Genomic DNA, 23,058 nt, shown 5'->3' with positions numbered 1-23,058 from the left:
GCGCCCGTCCCCTCAGCCCTGCCCTCAGTCCTGATGCGCCTCGTAGTGAGCGACCGCCTCACTGGTCCGCCCGGCGCCGTACACACGGAGGAACTCTGCCAGGTGCGGGTGCGCGGGCGCGAGGGAACGGGCGGCGCCCTCGATCTCGTCCGCCGAGGCCACCGACCGCAGCACCGTCTGGATGCCGCGCACCACCTGACGCGCGGGCGGCGCCGGCAGCTCGCCGGACGCGGAGTGCGTGGTCGTGCCGCCGAGCACCGACGACCCGGCCAGCTCCCGGATCTCGTCCATCCGGGCCGCCGCCTCGATCGCCCCGGTCCGCCCCTCGGCCACCTGCCCCGCCAGCTCCTGGAGCGCCTGCAGCCGCTGCACCACCGCCGGGTTGCCGATCTTCGCCCGCTGCCCGCTCATCAGCTGCGACAGCATCGGCGCCGACAGCCCCAGCACCGCGGCCAGCTTCGCCTGGTTCAGCCCCAGATCGCCCAGCAGCCGCCGGAACAGATCCCCCAGCGGCTCCCCGTACCACCCCCGCTGCAGCTCCCTGGCCTCCTCCGCCCGGCTGGCCGAGTCCCGCGCCGACGTGTCCATCCGGTCCATCCGGGCTCCCGTTTGCTTGAGCGAATCGAGCAAACCCATCCTACGTACCGCCCCGCCCGATCGGTCCACCCGCGATACCCGGTCGGTTCCCCGCCCCGGAACCGGTACGCTGTCATGCGAAGCGGGGCCTTAGCTCAGTTGGTAGAGCGCTGCCTTTGCAAGGCAGATGTCAGGAGTTCGAATCTCCTAGGCTCCACAAAAGGAAATACAGTCGGCGGCCCTCTTGTCCGGTACGGACGGGAGGGCCGCCGACGTCTGCTGCGGTGATATGCCCGGGGCCTTCCGGGAGGCCGACCGGGCAGGGTTTCACGTGGAACATCACGGGGCGCGCGTCGGTGCTGGGCGAGGCATGCCTACGGCTGGCTTGCCCGGTGGACCGCGCGCGTCACGCGCCTGGCGCCGGGCTGCGTCTCCTAGGCTCGACGGTGCCCGATCGCCGCCGCACGAAAGCCCGGACATGCGCCCCGCGAAGCCCGTCTCCCGCCGTACCGCCCTGACCGCCGCACTGGTTGGGGCGCTTCCGCTGGCGGGCTGCTCGGGCGGCGGCAGCGGTACGGACCCGGGGCCGTCGGATACGCCGGGGCCGTCGGGTACGGGTACGTCGGGGCCGGCCACGTCGGCTGCCGCGTCGTCGCGGGACCCGCGTACGGAGCGGGAGTTCGGCGCGCTGGAGAAGACCTTCGACGCCACGCTCGGGGTCTTCGCGGTGGACACCGGCAGCGGCCGGAGCGTCGCGCACCGGGCGGACGAGCGCTTCGCGTACGCCTCGACCTGCAAGGCGCTACTCGCGGGCGCGGTGCTGGACCGCAGCGGCGCGGCGGGGATGGACCGGCTCGTGCGGTACGGGGCGGCCGATCTGGTGAGCAATTCGCCGGTGACCGAGCGGCACGCCGGCACCGGGATGACGCTGCGGGAGCTGTGCGACGCGGCGATCCGTTACAGCGACAACACCGCGGCCAATGTCCTCTTCCGTGACCTCGGCGGTCCCGGCCGGCTCCAGGAGGCGCTGCGGGCGCTCGGCGACCGCGTCACCCGCTGCGACCGGACCGAGACCGACCTCAGCGACGCCGTCCCCGGCGACCCCCGGGACACCAGCACGCCGCGCGCCATGGCCACGGACCTGCGTGCGTACGTGCTCGGCGGCGCGCTGCCGGCGGACGGGCGGGCGCTGCTGACCGACTGGCTGCGGCGCAACACGACCGGTGCGACCACGATCCGGGCCGGCGTTCCCCGGGACTGGCGGGTCGGCGACAAGACCGGCACCGGCGGCTACGGCACCCGCAACGACATCGCCGTGCTGTGGCCGCCGACCGGCGCCGCGCCGGTGGTCCTCGCCGTGTTCTCCCGCCGCGCCGCGAAGGACGCGGCCCGCGACGACGCCCTGATCGCCCGCGCCGCCGAAGCCGCCCTGACCGGCCTCGGCGCCACCGCCTAGGGCGTGTCCGTAATGTCGCGGCGTCCGCCCGCAGGGCGGGGCCGGCGGTGTCTGGTGCGTGCGATCGCAAGGCGGTGGGGGTACCCCCGGACGGAGTCTGGGGGAGGTCGTCCTCGTAGTGGGCCTACTCGGACGAGCCCGACAACGCAGGGGGCACCTCCCGTCGAAGGCAGGGGGAGAGCGTGCGTGCCAGGCGCCGCCGGCTGGGGGCACCACCCAGCGGTAGCTGGGGGAGCGACATTGCGGACACGCCCTAGCGCGCGGACGCCCTGACGGACGTCGCGGTCACGCGGCCTGCGGGCGCGGCCACAGCGCGTCGATCGACTCCTCGGCCGCCGCGAGGCTCTTCTCGTGCAGCGGGATCAGCTCGGACATGGCCGGGTTGACGGGGGCGAGGGTCAGCTCGGCGGTGATGAAACGCGGGGTGAGGCCGGTCATCGCGATGCCGTGCGGGAGCCACTGCTCGGCGTGGTCCCAGCCCTCGCGCGGCGTGCCGGGGCCGTAGCCGCCGCCGCGGGATGCGAGCACGACGAAGTCGCGGCCGGTCAGCAGGCCCTCATTGGTCTCGGGGTCGACGGACAGGCCGGGCACGATCAGGTGGTCGACCCAGGACTTGACGCTGCTCGGAGCGCCGAAGTTGTAGACCGGCAGGCCCAGCAGGACGGTGTCGGCGGCGCGGATCTCGTCGATCAGCTCGACGGACAGGGCGTAGGTGGCCGCCTGCTCGTCGTTGCGGTCGGCCTCGGGGATCATCGCCACGAAAACGGTGCCGGAGTGGAGGTGGGGAATCGGCTCCTTGCCCAGGTCACGGTAGGTGACGGTGCCATCGGGGTGGGCGGCCTTCCAGGCGTCGGCGGCGCGCGCGGTCAGCTTGCGGCTGACCGACCGGTCGCCCTGGATGCTCGAGTCGATGTGCAGCAGATGAGGCATGTGATTAACCCTTCATACTTGGTTTGTGTAGCACCAACGATTTATAGCACGTCATGATTCCGGCCCGCCCGATAGACTTCCGAGGTGGCCTCTTTGCCCGTGTTGAACCAGCCCCCGCGCCGGTCGGGAGCGCTGCTCGACCAGCTCTCCCGGCGGATGCGCCTGCACGCCGAGTCCGTGCTGGCGCCGCTCGGGCTGCGGCCGCGGCACCTGGTGGCCCTCACCGTGCTGCGCGACCAGCGCGGCAGCACCCAGCAGGCCCTGTCGACGACGCTGATGATGGACCGCGCGAATGTGGTCGGCCTGCTCAACGACCTCGAGGCGGACGGCCTGATCGAGCGCCTGCGCTCGCCCGAGGACCGCAGGCGGCACCTGGTGCAGCTCACCAACGCGGGCGTGCAGCGGCTGGCCGCCGCGGAGTTCGCCCTGGCCCGCGTCGAGGACGAGGTGCTGTGCGGTCTTGACACCGAACAGCGCGACACCCTCTACGAGTTGCTGCAACTGGCCGCCGCCGGACACGGCTCCGACGGCACGGCGTCGGAGCACGCCGCCTGCGTCGAGGAACCGCCGGCCGACGCCGGGTCCTGCTGACGCGGGTGCCGGGCGGCCCGTGACGGAGGCCCTGGCCGCGCGAGCCGGTCGTCGCCTTGCTGGCCAGTGGGCTGCCGTGGCGGTTGACTGGCCTTCTGGCGGTACGGGGGCCACGGGGTGACGACCGCGGCGGAGGACGGGGGCGTGATGTTCGGCATTCTGGGCGCGACAAGGGTGGTGGGCGCCGACGGCGGTGAGGTCGCGCTCGGCGGCCCCCGGCGCCGCGCCCTGCTCGCGCTGCTGCTGCTCGACGCCGACCGGGTGGTGACCGCCGAGCGGCTGATCGACGGCCTCTACGGGGACGAGCCACCCGCGGGCGTCGGGAACGCCGTCCAGTCGCAGGTCTCCCGGCTGCGCCAGGTGCTGCCCGTACCGCTCGAAGGGCACCCGGCCGGCTACCGGCTGGCCGTCCACCCGGACCAGGTGGACGCCCACCGCTTCCGCAGGCTGAGCACCGAGGGCCGGGCCGCGCTGACCGCCAACGACCCCGGTACGGCTGAGGAGTTGCTGCGCGAGGCGCTCGCGCTGTGGCGCGGGCCCGCCCTCGCCGACGTCGGCGACGCCCCCTTCGCCGCCGCCCAGATCGTCCGTCTCGAGGAGCTGCGCACGGGCGCCGTCGAGGACCGGATCGAGGCCGACCTCGCGCTCGGCCGGCACCGTTCGCTGGTCGCGGAGCTGGGCGAGCTGGTGGCCGCACACCCGTTGCGCGAGCGGCTGCGCGCCCAGCTGATGCGCGCCCTGTACGGCAGCGGCCGGCAGAGCGAGGCGCTGGAGGCGTACGAGGAGGCACGGCGGGAGCTGGCGGATTCGCTCGGCGCCGATCCCGGGCCCGAACTGGCCGCCGTGCACCTGGCGGTGCTGCGCGGCGACCCGGCCCTGCTCCCGCCCGCACCCGCATCGGTACCCACCCCCGTGACCAGTCCGGCCCCCGACCCCGGAAAGCCCGACCCGTACCGGCCCGGGAATGTTCCACGTGAAACCGACACCGGGGACAGTGCGGGCGCGGCCGGACATGTTTCACGTGGAACATCGTCGGCAACAGCGTCGGCGGCTCCCCCTGGAGCCCCTGCCGACGCCCCGCCCCACCATGAACTCCCCGCCCAGCTCACCAGCTTCGTCGGCCGCGCCACCGAACTGGAGCGGATCGGCGAGCAGTTGGCGCGGCACCGGCTGGTGACGCTGATCGGTCCCGGCGGCGCGGGCAAGACGCGCCTCGCGGTCGAGGCGGCCGGACGGCACCCGCAGGACGCGTACTTCGTCCCGCTCGCCGGGATCGGCGACGGCTCCGAGGTGGCGCAGGCCGTCCTCGGCGCGCTGGGTCTGCGCGAGGGCGGTCTGCTGGGGGCGGCCGTCCACGGCGGCGCGCCCGACCCCGTCGCCCGGATCGCCGCCGCCCTCGGCGCCCGCCCGCTGCTGCTGGTCCTCGACAACTGCGAGCACGTGGTGGAGGACGCGGCCCGGCTGGCCGAGCGGCTGCTCGCCGAGGCGCCGGGTCTGCGGCTGCTGGTCACCAGCCGGGAGGCGCTCGGCATCAACGGCGAGATACTGAGCCCGGTCCCTACGCTCGACCTGCCCGCGCCCGGCAGCGGGCGGGAGCAGGCGCTGCGGTCCCCCGCGGTCCGGCTGTTCACCGAACGGGCCGTCGCCGTACGGCCGGACTTCGATCCCACCGCGGACCCGGCCACGCTCGACGCCGTCCTGCGGCTGTGCACCGCGCTCGACGGCCTGCCGCTCGCCATCGAACTGGCCGCCGCCCGGCTGCGGTCGCTGTCGGCCACCGACATCGCCGAGCGGCTCGGCGCGCTGCCCGTCGACGACGCCCCGTACAGCCTCGGGGTGCGGCCCGACGCGCTCTTCCGGCTGCTGTCGCGCGGCAGCCGCACCGCCCAGCCGCGGCAGCGCACGCTGCGCGGCGTCGTCGACTGGAGCTGGGAGCTGCTGCCCGACGACGAACGGGCCGTGCTCCGCCGCGCCTCGGTCTTCGCCGGCGGCTGGACACCGGACGCGGCCGAGGCGGTGTGCGCGGACGGCACGGACATCCTCGCCGAGGACGTCCTGGACCTGCTGGACGCGCTGGTCGACAAGTCCCTGGTGGTCGCCGAACAGCCGGACGGCGCCGGCCGGGTCCGCTACCGGATGCTGGAGTCGATCCGGGCGTACGGCGCCGAGCGGCTCGCGGCGGCCGGTGAACGTACCGGGGAACGTCACGGTGAACGTACCGGGGAACGTACCGGGGAACGTCACGGGGGACTTTCCGGGGACGCCACAGGCGCGGGAGCGGGCGAGAGCGAGGCCGAGGCCACCCGCCGGGCGCACGCCGCGTACTTCCTGGACGTCGCACTCACCGCCGACCCGCACCTGCGCCGGGCGGAACAGCTGGAGTGGCTGCGGCTGCTGGACGGCGAACGCGACAATCTCCAGGCCGCCCTGCACCGCTGCCTGGACGCCGACGACATCCACGGAGCGATGCGGCTGGTCGCGGCGCTCTCCTCGTACTGGCTGCTGCGCGGTGTGCGCTACGAGGGCGTCGCGCCCGCCCGCCGCATCCTCGGCGTGCTCGGCCCGCACGTGCCCGAGGGCATGGAGGAGGAGTATGCGCTCTGCGTGATGGCGGTGGTCGGCATGCTGCCCGACCCCGAGGAATTCGCCGGTCACCTCGCCGCGGCGACCCGGGTGGTCGACGCGATGCACCGGCTGTCCCGCCGCTACCCCGTCCTCACCCTGCTGTGGGCGCCCTTCGCGGGCGTGCCCGAGGAGGACACGAGCGTGCTGGAGGACGCCTTCGCGGACTTCCTCGCCTCCGACGACCACCCCTGGTACCGCGCGCTGATCCACCTCGGCACCGGCTTCCAGTCCTGGATCATCAACGGCGACCCGGACACCGCGCAGCGCGAATGCACCGCCTCCTACGAGGGGTTCCGCCGCCAGGGCGACCGCTGGGGCATGATCACCACCCTCAGCGTCCTGGCCGACCTCGCCGACCACCGCGGTGAACAGCCGCTGGCCGGCGCCCTGATGGACGACGCGCTGCTGCTGGCCGAGGAGCTGGGCTCCGCGCTCGACATGGCGGAGCTGCTCTGCAACAGCGCCGCCTACAGCATCCGGGCCGGCGACCTGGCGGCGGCCGCCGCCTCCAGCGGCCGTGCCGTCGACCTGGCCCGCAGGGCGGGTTCGCCCGAATACCTGGCCCGCGCCCACCTGACGCTCGCCGAGTGCGCCCGGTTGCGCGGCGACACCGGCACCGCCCGCGGGCTGTACGAGCGGGCGCTGGACGAGTGCCCGGTCGGCTGGTTCTCCAGCAACGGGACCCGCTCGGCCGTGCTGGTCGCCCTGGGCCGGGTCGCGGTCGCCGACGGCGACGCCGACCTCGCCCGCACGCACTTCCGGGAGGCGGTCGGCCTCGACAGCGTCGCCATGCAGCTCCCGCTGAGCGGCGCCGTCGCCGCCGAGGCGACCGCGGGCCTGGCGCTGCTGAGCGGCGACGTGTCTGCCGCCGCCGCGCTGCTCGGCGCCGCCGAGGCACTGCGCGGCCGGGCACCCGCGGGACCCGACGCCGACGCCGCCGTCGCGGCCGTGCGCGCCGCCCTCGGAACGGCCGCGTACGACCGCGAGCGGGCCCGCGCCGCCGGACTCGGCCGGGACGCGGCGATCGCCGTGGTCACCGATTACCTGGCCCCTGGGGACTGACCGGGCGCGCACCGCGGGGCGGTCAGCGGGTGCCGTAGAGCGGTCAGCGCGCGGTGCGGGGGCCGTCAGGGGCGCGCCGCATTCTCCTCGGCATGACCACCACACCGAAGCACACCACCACCGGCTCCAGCGGCTCCGGAGCCGCCGGCCGGGCGCACGGACGGCGCTGGGCCGTCCTCGCCATCTGCTGCGTCGCCGCCGCCCTGCTCGGCATCGACAACAGCGTCCTCAACTACGCGATCCCGTCGCTGTCCCGCGAGCTGAACCCGTCCTCCACCCAACTGCTGTGGATCGTCGACGTCTACGGCTTCGTCCTCGGCGGCCTGCTCATCGTGGCCGGCAACATCGGCGACCGGATCGGCCGCAAGAAACTCCTGCTGCTGGGCGTCGCCGGCTTCGGCGCGGCCTCCGCGCTCACCGCCTACGCCGACGGCCCCGGCATGCTGATCGCGGCCCGCGCGCTGCTCGGCCTGGCGGGCGCCACGATCATGCCGTCCACTCTGTCCCTGGTACGCAGCGCCTTCGACGACCCCAAGGAGCGCACCACCGCGATCGGCATCAGCAGCGGCATCGGCGCCGCCAGCTTCGCGCTCGGCCCGGTGGTCGGCGGACTGCTGCTCGACCACTTCTGGTGGGGCTCGGTCTTCCTGATCAATGTGCCGGTGATGGCCGTGGTGCTCGTGGCCGGCTGGCTGCTGCTCCCCGAGTCCCGCAACCCGAAGCCGGGCAGGCTGGACTGGCCGAGCGTGCCGATGTCCATCGCCGCGCTCTTCGGCGTCATCTACGCGATCAAGACCGCCGCCCGTGACGGTGTCGACGACCGGGCCGTGTGGATCTCGGCCGCGATCGGCATCGCCGCCCTCGTGCTTTTCCTGCGCCGCCAGACCACCATCGCCGACCCGCTGCTCGACCTGAAGTTCTTCCGCAACCCGGCCTTCGCCGGCGCGGTCGGCTCCAACGTCGTGACCCTGTTCACCGCCACCACGCTCTCGCTCGGCTTCTCCCTGTACTTCCAGGTGGTCCGCGGCTGGTCGCCGCTGACCGCGGGACTCGCGCTGCTGCCCGGTCCGCTGTCCGCCGCCTTCGCGGCGCCGCTGTCCGCGGTGCTGATCCCGAAGATCGGCCGGGCCCGTACCGTCGCGTTCGGCCTGGTCCTGATGGCGGCGAGCACCGCGACGCTGGGCCTGGTCACCCCGCACTCCAGCTACTGGCTGCTGCTGCCGGCCCTGGTCGTCAACGGCGCCGGCCTGATCTTCGTCTTCTCGGTCACCGCCGACACCCTGCTGGCGAGCGTCCCGCGGACGAAGACCGGTACGGCCGCGGCGATCTCCGAGACGGCGATGGAGCTGGGCGGCGCCCTCGGCATCGCCATCCTCGGCTCGGTGCTCAGCGCCTTCTACCGCAGCGACCTGACCCTGCCGGGCGGGCTGACCGCCGGACAGACCTCGGCGGCCCGCGAGTCCGTCACTTCGGGCGTCGGGACCGGCGCCGCGCTCCCCGGAAGCACCGGGCAGCAGGTCGTCGAGGCCGCCAAGTCCGCCTTCACCGACAGCATGCACTCCACCACCCTCATCGCCGCCGCGCTGATGGCGGTCGGCGCGGTCGTCGCCCTCTTCGCCCTCCGCAACGTCCCCGCGGTCCTGGACGTGGAGACCGATGCCGAGGCCGAGGTCGAAGCCGAAGCAAACGCCGCCCCTGCCCCGGCCGTATGACCGGCGCACGGCACGCACCGCACCGCACGACACAGCACGGCCGTACGCAGCACGCAGCATGCACCACGTACGAACGCCGGTGGGCGGGCACCCCTCGAAGGGGCGCCCGCCCACCGGCGTTCGTGCTGCTCGGCGGTCCGCGGACCTACGGGTACGTGCCGCCGCGGCCCTCGTCGTCACGGTCGGCGTCGGCCTGCTTGGCCTCGACCTCCGGGTCGAGACCGTCCGTGTCCACGGAGCCGTTCACCGAACCGTCCACCTGGTCGAGGGTGCCGTTCGGCGAACCGTTGGCGTGCTCCAGCGGCTCCACCACGGTCAGGGTGCCGGTGCCGTTCATCGACGCGCGGTCGTCGGCGTCGGTCGGCTCCGAGGGCTCCACCAGCCAGTCCGGGTTGGTCTGCTTCGACCACCACTTCCAGGCCGCGAAGGCGGCGCCGCCGACCAGACCGGCGATCACCAAGCCGCGGAAGACCCGGCCGGTGCGCTCGCGGCGGATCCGCTTGCGGACCAGGCCGTCGATCTCGGCCGCGGTCACCTGGCCGCGCAGCGCGTGCAGGGCGGCGGTGCCGCGCAGCACCGCCTCGTCCTTGGCGGGCACGGCGACCGCTCGGGTCGCGCTCACCGCGGACTCCACCTTCGGCGCGGTGTAGTCGGCGGCCGCCCGTACCTTCGGCGCCGCGTAGTCCGCGGCGGCACGCACCCGGGGCGTGGTGTAGTCGGCCGCCGCGCGGGCCGTCTTCCGGGTCCGCTTGGCGGCGGTGTCGAGCGCGTCGACGGCCTTCGGCGGCACCGCCGCCCTGGCCTGCTCGCGTGCCTGGCCCAGCCGGTCGGCGAGGTGGGCGTCGTACTGCTGGCGGGCGAGCGTGCCGGCCTGCTGCGCGTAGTGCGCGGCACCCTCCTTCGCCGTGCTCGCGTACGGTGCCGCCACCTCCGCGGCGTGCCGCACGCTGTCCTTCGTCACGTCGGCCGCGTGGCGCACGCTGTCGATGCGGGTCACGGAATCCTCCTCTTCGGTGGCGTACGGTTTTCGCCTTTCCACCCGGTTTGAAATCATGCCCCGCCATACGGTGTCCGGCATGTGCGGACGCGCATACGGGTCAGGGGCGAGTCGTCCACGTACCTCGACTACCCCGGTACCGGCGCCGTATCAGCCTTTCCCGCCACCCAGCAGCCTCCCGCGTCACGGACCGTCCGGGAACCCCCCGCGCGCGACCCGGTCCGTGAAAGGATTTGTCCCCGTCAGCGAAGACTATGGAAGGTAGACCGTGGCCGAGCAGCTCTACGCCACCCTGAGGACCAACCACGGCGACATCGTGATCCGGCTGCTGCCGAACCACGCGCCCAAGACCGTGGCCAATTTCGTCGGGCTCGCCGAAGGCACCCGGGAGTGGACCGACCCGCGCACCGGGCAGCCCTCCACGGCACGGCTCTACGACGGCACCGTCTTCCACCGCGTCATCTCGGGCTTCATGATCCAGGGCGGCGACCCGCTGGGGAACGGCACCGGCGGTCCCGGCTACGAGTTCGCCGACGAATTCCACCCCGACCTGGCCTTCGACAAGCCCTATCTGCTGGCGATGGCGAACGCGGGCCCGGCCACCAACGGCTCGCAGTTCTTCATCACGGTCGCGCCGACCACCTGGCTGACCCGTAAGCACACCATCTTCGGCGAGGTCGCGGACGACGCCAGCAAGAAGATCGTCGACTCGATCATCGGCGCCCCCACCAACCCGCGCACCGACCGCCCGCTGGACGACGTCGTCATCGAGACCGTTGTCATCGACAAGCAGTCGGTCTCCATCGACAAGCGCTGAAGTACCCTTCGGAAGCACCTACGGGAACGTCACGCCCCGCCCGCACGTATCACGGGCGGGGCGTCTCGGCGTCCCGGCGTTCCAACGCTTGCGCGCGTCATCAGCGTCACCAGGGGAGAAGGCTCATGGACCAGGCGGTCTGCTGCTACCGGCACCCGGACCGGGAGACCGGTATCCGCTGCACGCGCTGCGAGCGGCCGATCTGCCCCGAGTGCATGGTCAACGCCTCGGTCGGCTTCCAGTGCCCGGAGTGCGTGAACGAGGCCAACCGCAGGACGGCCGCGCCCCGTACGGTGGCCGGCGGCACGGTCGCGGCCGACCCGTTCCTGATCACCAAGATCCTCATCGGCCTGAACATCGCGGTGTTCCTGCTGGTCAAGGCGGTCGGCGACCGGCTGGTCAACGATCTCGGGCTCTACGCGATCTGCGGGAACGACCCTTTTACGGGCCAGCACGCCTGTATCGGCGTCGCCGACGGCGCCGACCAGTGGTACCGCGTCATCACCTCGGCCTTCCTGCACCAGGAGTACTGGCACATCGGCTTCAACATGCTGTCGCTGTGGTGGATCGGCGCCCCGCTGGAACGGCTGCTCGGCCGCAGCCGCTACCTCGCGCTCTACGTCGTCTCCGCGCTCGGCGGCAGCGCGGCCGTGCTGCTGATCTCCCCTGACGTGCTGACCCTGGGCGCGTCCGGCGCGGTCTTCGGGCTGTTCGGCGCGACCGCCGTCTTCATGCGGCGGATGCGCTACGACATGCGGCCGATCCTGATCCTGCTGGCGCTGAACATCGTCTTCAGCTTCACGTGGGCCAACGTCAGCTGGCAGGGTCACATGGGCGGCCTGATCGCCGGCACGGTGATCGCCATAGGGATGGCGTACGCGCCGCGCGAGCGCCGCGACCTGGTGCAGTGGGGGACGCTCGCGGCGGTGCTGGTGGTCTCCCTGGCACTCACCGGGGTCGCTGTGGCCCAGATCACGTCCTGAGCGGCGGATCCACGGCCGCGGACCCGTGTCCATTGGCGTTGATCACACGTTATCCACAGCGTGTAGGCAGCTCTTCGCAAGGTGTGCACAACTCCTGGAGCGACCCTGATCAGAGCCGTGCGAACCGCGCAACAGGCCCGGGAACAGGCCCAAGATCAGCGAAAGACCGGTGGCCGACGTTCCGGCCACCGGTCGTACCGGCGTCAACCTCGAAGAGGTTATCCACAGATCTTCCGACCTTTTCCCCACTGTGGATAACCGTGTGGACAAACGTCCGGGCGCGGCGTGCGGGCGGTCGGGGCAGTGCTGGGGGCAGTGCTGTTCGCACCGGGTGCGGGCGCTACTTCCACTGGGTGGAGACGACGAAGCCACCCGCGATGAAGCCGAACCCGACCACGATGTTCCAGTTGCCGAAGGCGTCGACCGGCAGATCGCCCTGGGTCACGTAGAACAGGACGATCCACGCCAGGCCGACGATGAAGAACGCCAGCATCAGCGGCGCCACCCAGCCGCGGTTGGTGTTGAACTTTATGGCCGTGGCGGACTTCTGCGGGGGCGGCGTGAAGTCCGCCTTCTTGCGGATCCGTGACTTCGGCACGAGGGACGCTCCTGTCGATGCGCTGCGTAACCGCGCGGGTGTACGGGGTAAACCGGGCGGGTTCCGGGTCGGGTAAGGGGCACCACCGCTTCCGGGCGTCCGTTAGCGTAGTGCTTCCTCGGGTTGTAAGGAGACAGGGTACGGTGACGGATTCAGACGGGGTATCCCCCACCCCCTCCTCCCGTCCTGTCCACCGCACCGTAGCGCTGCGCACCATGAGTGCGGGAGTCTTCGCGCTGGCCGGACTGATCTTCTGGACCAGCTTCAACACCGCCAAGGGCGTCGACATCCGCAGCGACGACCCGCTGCCGAAGCTGTCCGACACCGTACGCACCAAGAACAGCAGGAACGAGCAGCTGGAAGGGCAGCTGTCCGGGGTCCGGCAGGACGTCGACCGGCTGACCCGGCAGGGCGACGGCGTCAGCCCCGCAGAACGCGCCCGGCTCGACGCCCTCGACAAGGCGGCCGGCACCGGTCCGCTGACCGGCCCCGCGGTCGACGTCACCCTCAACGACGCCCCGCCGAACGCGACGGCGCTGGTGCCCGGCGTCCCCGACCCGCAGCCCAACGACCTGGTCATCCACCAGCAGGACCTCCAGGCCGTGGTGAACGCGCTGTGGCAGGGCGGCGCCCAGGGCATCCGCGTCATGGACCAGCGGCTGATCTCCACCAGCGCGGTGCGCTGCGTCGGCAACACCCTGATCCTCCAGGGCCGCGTCTACTCGCCGCCCTACCGCATCACCGCCGTGGGTGACCAGCGGAAACTGCGCAAGGCACTCGACGACAGCCCGTCGATCCAGAACTACCTCCAGTACGTCAACGCCTACGGGCTCGGCTGGAAGGTCGGCGCGCAGAAGCGGACCACCCTGCCCGGCTACTCCGGCTCCACCGACCTGCACTACGCGAAGCCGGTGCCGTGACCCGTCGCGTCGTCCGTCGTTCGTCGTCCGTCGTTCGCCCAAGCGTTGGCAAATGCATGCTGAAGCCTTTGTCCTGCGGGCCCCCCTACGGCGGCGATCGCCCTTTACTCTGTTCCGGGGAAGAGGAAGGAAGGCAGCACATGTACGGCTGGATCTGGCGGCATCTGCCGGGCAACGCATGGGTGAGGGCGATGATCTCACTCGTGCTGGTCCTGGCCGTCGTCTATCTCCTCTTCCAGTACATCTTCCCGTGGGCCGAACCGCTGCTGCCGTTCAACGAGGTCACGGTCGACAACGGGATGGCCGCCGTCCGATGAGCGCACGCATTCTCGTGGTGGACAACTACGACAGCTTCGTCTTCAACCTGGTCCAGTACCTCTACCAGCTCGGTGCCGAGTGCGAGGTGCGGCGCAATGACGAGGTGGAGACCGCCCACGCCCAGGAGGGCTTCGACGGCGTGCTGCTCTCGCCGGGCCCCGGCACCCCCGAAGAGGCCGGCGTCTGCGTCGAGATGGTGCGGCACTGCGCCGCCACCGGGGTGCCGGTCTTCGGCGTCTGCCTCGGCCTGCAGTCGATGGCGGTCGCGTACGGCGGGGTCGTCGACCGGGCGCCGGAGTTGCTGCACGGCAAGACGTCGCCGGTGACGCACGACGGGACCGGTGTCTTCGCCGGGCTGCCGTCGCCCTTCACCGCCACCCGCTACCACTCGCTCGCCGTCGAACGGGACACGGTGCCGGACGAGTTCCGGGTCACCGCGTGGACCGACACCGGCGTGATCATGGGGCTGCGGCACCGGGACGCGGCCGTCGAGGGCGTGCAGTTCCACCCGGAGTCGGTGCTCACCGAGTGGGGGCACCTGATGCTGGCCAACTGGCTGGCGGAATGCGGCGATCCGGGCGCCGTCGGCCGCTCCGGGGGGCTGGCTCCGGTGGTCGGTACGGGCGGGCCCGCGGGGAGGGCCGGGGTGTGACCACGCTCCGCCCGGAGCGCCCCGCCGACGGCCCGATGTCCTATGAGGACACCGGGCAGTTCAAAGCCGTCGTCGAGCAACTCGACGATCCCCTGAACGACCCCCTCCCCGGCAGACCCCCGGCGGTCGAGGAGCCCTCGTACGAGAAGCCTCCGTACGAGGAGCCGGTGTACGAGGAACCGGCGCGCGGTGAATACGCCGAGCCGTCGTACGAGGAACCGGCGTACGAGGAACCCGCCGCGCCCTGGTTCCCGCCGCAGGAGCCCGCCGTCGCGGACGACCCGGACGAGGAGTTGGACCTCGGTACGGCGACGGTCGTCCAGCCGGTCGTGACGCCCCTCGCACCGCCCGTCGTCGTGGAGCCGGAGCCCGGGCCAGGGCCCGGAGCGGGGCCTGAGCCGGAGCCGGCACTCGCACCCGATCCCCTCCCCGGCGACGGCGGCCGCGCCGCGCGGCGCAAGGCCGCGCAGCAGCGCGGCGGACACGGCGGCGGCCACCGCGCCAAGGGCCGTACGCCGGCCGCCACTTCGACCGCCGCTTCGGCCGCCACCGCGGCCAAGGCCCCGCTCAGCCGGGTCGAGGCCCGGCGCGCCGCGAAGGCCGCCAAGGAGAGCCCCGCGGTCGTGATCAGCCGCCTCGTCGGCGAACTGTTCATCACCACCGGCGTCCTGATGCTGCTCTTCGTCACCTACCAGCTGTGGTGGACCAACGTCCGCGCCCACCAGCAGGCCAGCGGCGCCGCCAACAACCTCCAGCACCAGTGGGACTCCGCCAAGAGCGACCCGAACCGGGTGCCCGGCACCTTCTCCCCCGGCCAGGGCTTCGCGATCATGTACATCCCCACGCTGGACGTCAAGGCGCCCATCGCGCAGGGCGTCTCCAAGCACAATGTGCTGGACAAGGGCATGATCGGCCACTACGACGGGGCGTTGGACACCGCGATGCCGTGGGACAAGACGGGCAACTTCGCGGTCGCCGCCCACCGCAACACGCACGGCGAACCGTTCCGCTACATCAATCACCTCAAGCCCGGCGACAAGGTCGTGGTCGAGACGGCGAGCACGTACTACACGTACGAGATCACCAAGTCGCTGCCGTCCACGCCGCCGTCCAACATCAGCGTGATCAAGCCCGTGCCGGTCGGCTCCGGCTTCACGGGCCCCGGCCGGTATCTGACGCTGACCACCTGCACACCCGAATTCACCAGCACCAACCGGCTGATCGTCTGGGGCAAGATGATCGAGGAACGGCCGCGGAGCAAGGGCAAGCCCGACGCGTTGGTGGAGTGACCCTCTGATGCTCCTCGAAGAACGGAACGGCGTGACCACGAACCAGCGCGGCGGCCGGGGGCCGGTCGCGGCCACCGTCAGCGTCATCGGCGAACTCCTCATCACCGCGGGGCTGATCCTCGCGCTGTTCGTCGTCTACTCGCTGTGGTGGACCAACGTCCTCGCCGACCGCCACGAGCACAAGGCCGCGGACAAGGTGAGGCAGCAGTGGGCGCGCAGCCCCGCCGACACCGGCCCGGGCAGCCTCGACACCAAGGACGGCATCGGCTTCCTGCACGTGCCCGCGATGGGCAGGAACTACCAGGTGCTGGTGAAGAAGGGCACCTCGACGAAGGTGCTCAACGAGGGTGTCGCCGGCTACTACACCGACCCCGTGCCGGCCGCCCTGCCCACCGCGAAGACCGGCAACTTCACCCTGGCTGCCCACCGCGACGGCCACGGCGCCAAATTCCACAACATCAACAAGATCCACGACGGCGACCCGATCGTCTTCGAGTCGAAGGACACCTGGTACGTCTACAAGGTCTACAAGATCCTCGACCAGACCTCGAAGTACAACGTCGCCGTCACCGATCAGATCCCCAAGGAGTCCGGCAGGACCAAGCCGGGCCGCTACATCACCCTCACCACCTGCACCCCCGTCTACACCTCCCGCTACCGCTACATCGTCTGGGGCGAACTCGTCCGCACCCAAAAAGTCGACGCCACCCGCACCCTCCCCGCCGAACTGCGGTAAGCGGTCGGGCAGTAGCCCGCACGTCACGAGGAACACGCAGAAGGGGGCGGCCCGCACACCAGGTGTGCGGGCCGCCCCCTTCGCTTGCCGTGTTGCGTACGGTGTCAGCCGCCGCCGTTGCCTCCGCCGCCGAGGTCCATCGTCTGGAGGTTGATGGTCTGGCCCTCGTTGAGCGGGGTGCCGGGCGCGACGTCCGAGTTCACGATCCGGGCCCGGTCGTCGTTCGGGCCGTTCACCTGGATCTGGAGATTCAGGCCCATGGCGTTGAGCTGGCCCTGGATGTCGGACAGCTTCTGCATCTGCCAGTTCGGCATCGTCTTCTGCGGGTCCTGCGTCGGCTCCGGGCCGGAGGAGACCGTCAGGACGATCTGGGTGTCCAGCGAGACCGAGCCGTCCTCCGGCTTCGGGCTCTGGCTCACCACGCTGCCCTTGGCGGTCGTGTCCGAGGGCTGGTCCTGCGGGGCGCGGGTGACGTTGGTGAAGCCCTGCGCCTTGAGCTGGGCGACCGCGTTGTCGTACGGGACGCCCTTGACGTCGGTGGGCGTCTTCTTCTCCGGGGCGACCGCCACCGTCAGGGTGATCGTCGTGCCCTTGGGCTGCTTGGTGCCGGCCTTCGGGTCCTGGGAGAGGACGGTGTCCGGGTCGTCCGTGGTGGTCGTCTTGTTCTTGCGGTCGACCTGGAAGCCCTTGGCGGTCAGCTGGCTGGCCGCCGAGTCGTACTTGTCGTTCTTGACGTCCGGGACCTCGATCGGGGCCTGGCCCTTGGACAGCACGACGGTGATCGTCTTGTCGTCGGGGACCGCCGCGTCCGCGGCCGGGGTCTGCTTGCAGACCAGGTCCTTCTCGATGTTGTCGCAGTACGCCGCGGGACCCTTGACCACCTTGAGGTCGACGTTGGACGCCTTGGTCTGCGCGTCGGTGTACGAGACGCCGACCAGATTCGGCACCGTGTCGCCGCCGGAGTTGCCGTGGCCGCTGAAGATCGCCTTGCCGAGGAAGATCGCACCGACCAGCACCAGGATGCCGGCGATGACCAACAGCACCGTGGAGGTGCTGTTGTTGCTCTTCTTCTGCCGGCGCCGGTCCGGGCGGTCGTCGTAGCCGTAACCGCCGTCGTCGTCCCGCATCGGCGGCAGCATCGACGTGTGCTGGTCGTTCTGCTGCGGCAGCGCCGTGGTGGGCTGGCTGTCCGGGTAGCCGTACCCGTAGCCGGCCGCGCCCATCGCCGCCGTGGCCGCCACCGGCTGCCCGTCGAGGGCCGCCTCGATGTCGGCGCGCATCTCGTCGGCCGACTGGTAGCGGTAGTTCGGGTCCTTCGTCAGCGCCTTGAGGACGATGGCGTCCATCGCGGGCGTGACCTCGGGGTCGTACACCGACGGCGGCTGCGGGTCCTCGCGCACGTGCTGGTACGCCACCGCGACCGGCGAGTCCCCGACGAAGGGCGGCCGTACGGTCAGCAGCTCGTAGAGCAGGCAGCCGGTCGAGTACAGGTCGGAGCGCGCGTCGACCTGCTCGCCCTTGGCCTGCTCGGGCGAGAGGTACTGGGCGGTGCCGATCACGGCCGCGGTCTGCGTCATCGTCATACCGGAGTCGCCCATGGCGCGGGCGATGCCGAAGTCCATGACCTTGACCTGGCCGGTCCTGGTCAGCATCACGTTCGCGGGCTTGATGTCGCGGTGCACGATGCCGGCCCGGTGGCTGTACTCCAGGGCCTGGAGGATGCCGACCGTCATCTCCATGGCCCGCTCGGGCAGCAGCTTGCGCCCGGAGTGCAGCAGCTCACGCAGGGTCGAGCCGTCCACGTACTCCATGACGATGTACGGGATCGAGACGCCGTCGACGTAGTCCTCGCCGGTGTCGTACACCGCGACGATCGACGGATGGTTGAGCGAGGCGGCCGACTGGGCCTCTCGGCGGAACCGGGCCTGGAAGGACGGGTCGCGGGCGAGGTCCACCCGTAGCGTCTTCACGGCGACAGTGCGGCCGAGCCGGGTGTCATGGGCGAGGTACACCTCGGCCATGCCACCACGGCCGAGCACTGAGCCCAGCTCGTACCGGCCGCCGAGGCGACGCGGCTCTTCCATAGCTCTGCCCTCTCCTCAAACCCGTTCTTGACCACAAACCCGTGATGTCATGCCCTGCGGATGCTCGGCCATACGCTACCGGGCGTTCCGCACCCCTTCGCTCTCCGCCCGCCCGCCGATATCCGACCGGTACCTGACGTGCGAACAATGCCCGGGGCCGGCACAAGGCCGCTACTTGTTGAGGACGGCCTCCATGACCTTCTTGGCGACCGGAGCGGCCAGACCGCCGCCGCTGATGTCGTCGCGGTTGGCGTCGCCGTCCTCGATGACGACGGCCACGGCGACCGGCGAGCCCTGGTCGGTCATGGCGTACGACACGAACCAGGCGTACGGCGTGCCCTTGTTGTCGACGCCGTTCTGCGCCGTACCGGTCTTGCCGCCGACCCGCACGCCGTCGATCCTGGCGTTGGTGCCGGTGCCGGAGTTGACCACCGTCTCCATCATCGACTGGAGCTTCTGCGCGTTCTCCGGCGACAGCGGCTGCGACATCTCACTGGGGTTGGTCTGCGCGATCGTGCTCAGATTCGGCGCCACCAGCTTGTCGACCATGTACGGCTTCATCAGCTTGCCGTCGTTGGCGATCGCGGAGGCGACCATCGCCATCTGCAGCGGCGTGGCCGCGGTGTCGAACTGGCCGATGGAGGAGAGCGCGACCTGGTCCTTGGTCATCTTGGTGTCGAAGTTGCTCTTGTCCGCGCGCACCGGCACGAACTGCTCCTCGTTGAAGCCGAACTTCTCCGCCTCGTCGACCATGCCCTTCAGGCCCACCTTGTCGGCGCCCACATGGCCGAAGACGGTGTTGCACGAATACTGCAGCGCCACCGTCAGCGTGGCCTTCTCGCAGGGGATGTTCCCCTCGTTCTTCAGCTCGGTCGTGGTGCCCGGCAGCGTGTAGTGCTTCGGGGTGTCGGTGTGCGCGTTGACGTCGGTGACCGCGCCGCTCTCCAGCGCCGCGGCGGCCGTGACCAGCTTGAAGGTCGAGCCCGGCGGATACGTCTGGCGCAGCGCCCGGTTCTGCGTCGGGTCGTCGGGGTCGTTCTTCTTGTCGAGCGCGACCCAGTTCTTCTCGTCGGTCTTGGAGTTGCCCGCGATGGACGACGGGTCGTACGACGGGGTGCTCGCCATCGCCAGGATCGCGCCGGTGCCCGGGTCGAGCGCGACGACCGCGCCCTTCTTGTCGCCCAGGCCCTTGAACGCGGCCTCCTGCGCCTTCGGGTTCAGCGTCGTGACGACATTGCCGCCCTGCTTCTCCTTGCCGGTGAGCAGGTCGATCGTGCGGTTGAAGAACAGCCGGTCGTCGTTGCCGGTGAGGAACTTGTCCTCGACGCCCTCCAGGAAGGTGGTGCCGAACGCCTGCGAGGCGTGCCCGGTCACCGGCGCCCACATCGGGCCGTCGACGTACGTCCGCTTGTACTTGAAGTCGCTGCCGGTCGTCGTGGTGTGGCCGGTGATGGCCTTGCCGTCCACGATGATGTCGCCGCGCGGCTGGGCGTACTGGTTGATCGCGACGCGGCGGTTGTGCACGTCGTTGGAGAGCTGGTCGGCCTGGACGAACTGCACGTAGTTCACGCGCAGCAGCAGGGCGAGGACGAGCAGACCGCAGAAGACCGCGACCCGTCGCAGGGGCTTGTTCACTGGGTTCGCACCACCTGGGTCGGTTCGGCGTCGGGGGAGGGGGCCGGGCTCGGGGCGGGCCTGCGGGCGGTGTCGCTGATCCGCAGCAGGATCGCCACCAGCGCCCAGTTGGCGATGACGGAGGAACCGCCCTGGGCCAGGAACGGCATCGTCATACCGGTCAGCGGGATCAGCCCGGTGACGCCGCCGGCGACCACGAAGACCTGGAGCGCGAAGGCGCCGGACAGGCCGATCGCCAGCAGCTTGCCGAACGGGTCACGGGCGGCCAGCGCCGTACGCACCCCGCGCTCGATCAGCAGCGCGTACAGCAGCAGGACGGCCATCAGACCGGCCAGGCCCAGCTCCTCGCCGACGGTGGCGAGGATGTAGTCGCTCTTGGGCGCGATGCCGCCGATCAGCCGGGAGTAGCCCTGGCCGAGGCCGGAGCCGAAGATCCCGCCGGAGCCGAACGCGTACATCGTCTGCGCGGTCTCGGTGACGCCGCCGTTGGGCGCGAGCCTCAGCGGGTGCAGCCAGTTCTGGACGCGCTCCTTGACGTGCGGCTCGATCGACGAGACGACGACCGCGCCGCCCGCGCTGAGCAGCAGGCCGAAGACGATCCAGCTGGTCCGCTCGGTCGCGACGTACAGCATGATGACGAAGAGGCCGAAGAACAGCAGCGAGGTGCCGAGGTCGGTCTCGAAGACCAGGATCAGCAGGCTGAAGACCCAGATCACCAGGATCGGGCCGAGGTCCCGGCCGCGCGGCAGGTACAGGCCCATGAAGCGGCGGCTGGCCAGCGCCAGCGCGTCCCGCTTGACCATCAGGTAACCGGCGAAGAAGACGGTGATGACGATCTTGGCGAATTCGCCTGGCTGCAGCGAGCCGATACCGGGCAGCGTCACCCAGATCTTCGCGCCGTTCACACCGGGGAAGAAGATCGGCGCGATCAGCAGCGCCAGCGCCAGCATCATCGAGATGTAGGTGTAGCGCTGCAGGATGCGGTGGTCCTTGAGGAACACCAGTACGCCCACGAAGAGCGCCACACCGAGCGTCGACCACATCAGCTGGTTGGGCGCCATCGCCTTGCCCAGGCTCGGCTCCTGGTCGAGCCGCCAGATCAGCACCAGGCCGAGGCCGTTGAGCAGGGTGGCGATCGGCAGCATCAACGGGTCGGCGTACGGCGCGAATTTGCGGACCAGCAGGTGCGCGATGCCGGCCAGCAGGCCGAGGCCGACGCCGTAGCCGAGCAGTCCTGCGGGGACCGAGTCGTTCTTGGCGAGGCCGACATTGGCGTAGGCGAAGACCGGGATGAGCACGGCGAAGACCAGCAGCGCCAGTTCGGTGTTCCGACGGTTCGGCGCGCCGATCGACGTGATGGTGGTGGTGTTGCTGGCGCTCATGACGAGCCGACTCCTCCTGCTGGTCCCGCTGTCACCGCGGCTATTGCTGGCCCGAACCGCACTGCTGGGCCAGCTTCTTCTCGTCGGGCGTCAGAGGCGGGGTGGGGGCCGGTGTCGGGTTGGTGCTGGTCTTCTTCTTCGCGCCCGGCGTGCCGGAGCTGCCCGTGCTGCCCGCGCTCCCGGTGGCGCCCTTGGACGTGCCGGTGCCGGTGGCCGCGGTGCCGCCGGAGGTGGGCATCTTGTCCTCGGCGGCCTTCGTCGCCGCCTTGGCCTGGTCGGCGACCGTCTTGGCGGCGGCGACCTTCTTGCAGACACCGGCCTGCGCCGCCAGCTCGTCCGCCTTGTCGTCGGCCTGGCCGAGGCTGCTGAGCGCGATGGTGTCCTGGACCTGCTTCTGCTGGTAGGCCGGTAGGTACTTGAGTTCGATGTCGGGGCGGTCCTTGTGGACCTTTGACAGCTTGATCCAGGCCAGCTTCTGGTCGATGCCCTGGTAGACGGCGACGTGGTCGCCCTTGGCGCCGACGTAGTACTGCGTCTGCGTCCAGGCGTAGCCGCCGTAGAGCCCGCCGGCGATGACGGCGAGCACGATCAGCGTGATGGCGGTGCGCTTGGGCCACTTGCGCTTGGCGGTGGCTTTGTCGGGGCCGCCCTCGTCGTACGAGCCGAAGCTGCCCAGCGGTCCCGCGCCGGCCGCGCCCGGGTCGCCGCTGCCGGGCGGGCCGAAGGAACCGGCCGGGCCCTGCTGCTGCGGCGGGGGCGTACGGCCCAGCTCCGAGGCGCGGCCCGCCGGGGTCTGCAGATGCCGGGGGTCGCTCAGCGGGTGCTGGGTCTCGGCGACGGCGCCGACCACCACGGGGGTGTCGTTGAGCTGGGCGGCCAGGGTGTCGCCGTCGTCGGTGTCCAGCACGTCCGCGACGATGCAGGTGATGTTGTCGGGACCGCCGCCGCGCAGCGCGAGCTGGATCAGCTCCTGCACCGTCTCGTGCGGGGCCTGGTAGCCGGCGAGGGTGTCCTCGAGCGTCTGGTGGCTGACGACACCCGACAGGCCGTCGGAGCAGATCAGATAGCGGTCGCCGACCCGCACCTCGCGGATCGACAGATCCGGCTCGACGCGTTCGCCACTGCCCAGCGCGCGCATCAGCAGGGAGCGCTGCGGGTGGGTGGTGGCCTCCTCCTCGGTGATCCGGCCCTCGTCGACCAGCCGCTGCACCCAGGTGTGGTCCTGGGTGATCTGGGTCAGGACGCCGTCGCGGAGCAGATACGCGCGGGAGTCGCCGACGTGCACCAGGCCGAGCCGCTGCCCCGTCCACAGCAGCGCGGTCAGGGTGGTGCCCATGCCTTCGAGCTGCGGGTCCTCCTGGACCATCTGGAGGAGTTGGTCATTGGCGCGCTGCACGGCGGTGCCGAGCGAGGTGAGGATGTCGGAGCCGGGGATGTCGTCGTCGAGCGTGACGATGGTGGAGATCACCTCGGACGACGCGACCTCGCCGGCCGCCTGGCCGCCCATGCCGTCGGCGATCGCGAGCAGACGGGGACCGGCGTAACCGGAGTCCTCGTTCCCCTCGCGGATCATGCCCTTGTGCGAACCGGCGGCGAAACGCAGGCTCAAAGACATGCGCACCTCCCCCGTCGGCTCCGGGTACATCCGCACGCTGCCCACCCTCTCGCTCGCGCGTCGTGGCTCCGCTCGCTCAT

General features: G+C 71.2%; 19 protein-coding genes and 1 tRNA gene. 12 read left to right on the top strand and 8 right to left on the bottom strand.

Translation table 11 applies throughout. The annotated features are described in order from the left end of the window. Positions 1-24: 24 nt before the first annotated feature. Complete coding sequence (locus tag BM076_RS04110; protein WP_093712226.1) at positions 25-588, bottom strand: helix-turn-helix domain-containing protein; 564 nt, start codon at positions 586-588, stop codon at positions 25-27. Positions 589-720: 132 nt separating this feature from the next. Between BM076_RS04110 and BM076_RS04105 the strand changes: the two genes are divergently transcribed. Next, a tRNA-Ala gene (locus BM076_RS04105) sits at positions 721-793 on the top strand. A 261-nt stretch (positions 794-1,054) separates the two neighbouring features. Beyond that, positions 1,055-2,032, top strand: a complete 978-nt coding sequence (bla, locus tag BM076_RS04100) for a class A beta-lactamase (RefSeq protein ID WP_093711952.1) — start codon at positions 1,055-1,057, stop codon at positions 2,030-2,032. A 285-nt stretch (positions 2,033-2,317) separates the two neighbouring features. Here the strand turns inward: bla and BM076_RS04095 are convergent, their stop codons facing one another. Beyond that, a complete protein-coding gene (locus BM076_RS04095; protein ID WP_093711951.1) occupies positions 2,318-2,962 on the bottom strand; it encodes an FMN-dependent NADH-azoreductase in 645 nt (214 codons plus the stop codon). A gap of 84 nt (positions 2,963-3,046) precedes the next feature. On the opposite strand from BM076_RS04095, the gene BM076_RS04090 reads away from it, so the two are divergent. The 3 genes from BM076_RS04090 to BM076_RS04080 all read left to right on the top strand — a co-directional run bounded on the left by BM076_RS04090 (position 3,047) and on the right by BM076_RS04080 (position 8,952). Further along, positions 3,047-3,553, top strand: coding sequence for a MarR family winged helix-turn-helix transcriptional regulator (locus BM076_RS04090; protein WP_093711950.1), 507 nt, complete (start codon positions 3,047-3,049; stop codon positions 3,551-3,553). A 147-nt stretch (positions 3,554-3,700) separates the two neighbouring features. Further along, positions 3,701-7,240 (top strand): AfsR/SARP family transcriptional regulator, encoded by a 3,540-nt coding sequence (locus BM076_RS04085; protein WP_093711949.1) that lies wholly within the window; start codon positions 3,701-3,703, stop codon positions 7,238-7,240. 92 nt (positions 7,241-7,332) lie between these two features. Continuing rightward, a complete protein-coding gene (locus BM076_RS04080; RefSeq protein ID WP_093711948.1) occupies positions 7,333-8,952 on the top strand; it encodes an MFS transporter in 1,620 nt (539 codons plus the stop codon). 145 nt (positions 8,953-9,097) lie between these two features. Here BM076_RS04080 and BM076_RS04075 read toward each other — a convergent pair whose 3' ends face one another. Beyond that, positions 9,098-9,949, bottom strand: a complete 852-nt coding sequence (locus BM076_RS04075) for a DUF5324 family protein (protein WP_177246314.1) — start codon at positions 9,947-9,949, stop codon at positions 9,098-9,100. Positions 9,950-10,217: 268 nt separating this feature from the next. Between BM076_RS04075 and BM076_RS04070 the strand changes: the two genes are divergently transcribed. Together BM076_RS04070 and BM076_RS04065 are read left to right on the top strand one after the other, a co-directional pair. Continuing rightward, positions 10,218-10,766, top strand: coding sequence for a peptidylprolyl isomerase (locus BM076_RS04070; RefSeq protein ID WP_093711947.1), 549 nt, complete (start codon positions 10,218-10,220; stop codon positions 10,764-10,766). A gap of 125 nt (positions 10,767-10,891) precedes the next feature. Beyond that, entirely contained in the window at positions 10,892-11,749 is an 858-nt protein-coding gene (locus BM076_RS04065; RefSeq protein WP_093711946.1) for a rhomboid family intramembrane serine protease, read from the top strand. Between the two features lie 340 nt (positions 11,750-12,089). On the opposite strand, the gene crgA is transcribed toward BM076_RS04065, so the two are convergent. Beyond that, a complete protein-coding gene (crgA, locus tag BM076_RS04060; protein ID WP_093711945.1) occupies positions 12,090-12,347 on the bottom strand; it encodes a cell division protein CrgA in 258 nt (85 codons plus the stop codon). A gap of 215 nt (positions 12,348-12,562) precedes the next feature. Between crgA and BM076_RS04055 the strand changes: the two genes are divergently transcribed. The 5 genes from BM076_RS04055 to BM076_RS04035 all read left to right on the top strand — a co-directional run bounded on the left by BM076_RS04055 (position 12,563) and on the right by BM076_RS04035 (position 16,262). Then, on the top strand, positions 12,563-13,267 hold the full coding sequence (locus BM076_RS04055) for a DUF881 domain-containing protein (RefSeq protein WP_093711944.1): 705 nt from the start codon (positions 12,563-12,565) through the stop codon (positions 13,265-13,267). Between the two features lie 140 nt (positions 13,268-13,407). Next, positions 13,408-13,584, top strand: a complete 177-nt coding sequence (locus BM076_RS36435) for a hypothetical protein (RefSeq protein WP_093711943.1) — start codon at positions 13,408-13,410, stop codon at positions 13,582-13,584. After that, a complete protein-coding gene (locus BM076_RS04045; RefSeq protein ID WP_093711942.1) occupies positions 13,581-14,237 on the top strand; it encodes an aminodeoxychorismate/anthranilate synthase component II in 657 nt (218 codons plus the stop codon). The genes BM076_RS36435 and BM076_RS04045 overlap by 4 nt, the downstream gene beginning before the upstream one ends. Continuing rightward, entirely contained in the window at positions 14,234-15,526 is a 1,293-nt protein-coding gene (locus tag BM076_RS04040) for a class E sortase (RefSeq protein WP_093711941.1), read from the top strand. Before BM076_RS04045 ends, BM076_RS04040 begins: the two co-directional genes overlap by 4 nt. Positions 15,527-15,533: 7 nt before the next feature. Beyond that, positions 15,534-16,262: a class E sortase gene (locus tag BM076_RS04035; protein WP_093711940.1), complete on the top strand. Its 729-nt coding sequence runs from the start codon at positions 15,534-15,536 to the stop codon at positions 16,260-16,262. 104 nt (positions 16,263-16,366) lie between these two features. Here the strand turns inward: BM076_RS04035 and pknB are convergent, their stop codons facing one another. From pknB to BM076_RS04015, 4 genes are all read right to left on the bottom strand, one after another. Continuing rightward, complete coding sequence (gene pknB, locus BM076_RS04030) at positions 16,367-18,346, bottom strand: Stk1 family PASTA domain-containing Ser/Thr kinase (protein WP_093711939.1); 1,980 nt, start codon at positions 18,344-18,346, stop codon at positions 16,367-16,369. Between the two features lie 171 nt (positions 18,347-18,517). Next, positions 18,518-19,981: a peptidoglycan D,D-transpeptidase FtsI family protein gene (locus tag BM076_RS04025; protein WP_093711938.1), complete on the bottom strand. Its 1,464-nt coding sequence runs from the start codon at positions 19,979-19,981 to the stop codon at positions 18,518-18,520. Next, positions 19,978-21,363: an FtsW/RodA/SpoVE family cell cycle protein gene (locus BM076_RS04020; protein ID WP_093711937.1), complete on the bottom strand. Its 1,386-nt coding sequence runs from the start codon at positions 21,361-21,363 to the stop codon at positions 19,978-19,980. The genes BM076_RS04025 and BM076_RS04020 overlap by 4 nt, the downstream gene beginning before the upstream one ends. A 40-nt stretch (positions 21,364-21,403) precedes the next feature. Further along, positions 21,404-23,008 (bottom strand): Stp1/IreP family PP2C-type Ser/Thr phosphatase, encoded by a 1,605-nt coding sequence (locus BM076_RS04015; RefSeq protein ID WP_093712224.1) that lies wholly within the window; start codon positions 23,006-23,008, stop codon positions 21,404-21,406. Positions 23,009-23,058: the final 50 nt, after the last annotated feature.

This window comes from Actinacidiphila alni (assembly GCF_900112845.1).
GTDB lineage: Bacteria > Actinomycetota > Actinomycetes > Streptomycetales > Streptomycetaceae > Actinacidiphila > Actinacidiphila alni.
Note: the sequence above shows the minus strand (reverse complement) of the source record. Positions and strands in the feature narration are given on the sequence as shown.

Coding starts and splice junctions, on each gene's coding strand:
- BM076_RS04110 (WP_093712226.1), bottom strand. CDS start 588: ATGGACACGTCGGCGCGGGACTCGGCCAGCCGGGCGGAGGAGGCCAGG.
- bla (WP_093711952.1), top strand. CDS start 1,055: ATGCGCCCCGCGAAGCCCGTCTCCCGCCGTACCGCCCTGACCGCCGCA.
- BM076_RS04095 (WP_093711951.1), bottom strand. CDS start 2,962: ATGCCTCATCTGCTGCACATCGACTCGAGCATCCAGGGCGACCGGTCG.
- BM076_RS04085 (WP_093711949.1), top strand. CDS start 3,701: ATGTTCGGCATTCTGGGCGCGACAAGGGTGGTGGGCGCCGACGGCGGT.
- BM076_RS04080 (WP_093711948.1), top strand. CDS start 7,333: ATGACCACCACACCGAAGCACACCACCACCGGCTCCAGCGGCTCCGGA.
- BM076_RS04065 (WP_093711946.1), top strand. CDS start 10,892: ATGGACCAGGCGGTCTGCTGCTACCGGCACCCGGACCGGGAGACCGGT.
- BM076_RS04055 (WP_093711944.1), top strand. CDS start 12,563: ATGAGTGCGGGAGTCTTCGCGCTGGCCGGACTGATCTTCTGGACCAGC.
- BM076_RS36435 (WP_093711943.1), top strand. CDS start 13,408: ATGTACGGCTGGATCTGGCGGCATCTGCCGGGCAACGCATGGGTGAGG.
- BM076_RS04045 (WP_093711942.1), top strand. CDS start 13,581: ATGAGCGCACGCATTCTCGTGGTGGACAACTACGACAGCTTCGTCTTC.
- BM076_RS04035 (WP_093711940.1), top strand. CDS start 15,534: ATGCTCCTCGAAGAACGGAACGGCGTGACCACGAACCAGCGCGGCGGC.
- pknB (WP_093711939.1), bottom strand. CDS start 18,346: ATGGAAGAGCCGCGTCGCCTCGGCGGCCGGTACGAGCTGGGCTCAGTG.
- BM076_RS04020 (WP_093711937.1), bottom strand. CDS start 21,363: ATGAGCGCCAGCAACACCACCACCATCACGTCGATCGGCGCGCCGAAC.
- BM076_RS04015 (WP_093712224.1), bottom strand. CDS start 23,008: ATGTACCCGGAGCCGACGGGGGAGGTGCGCATGTCTTTGAGCCTGCGT.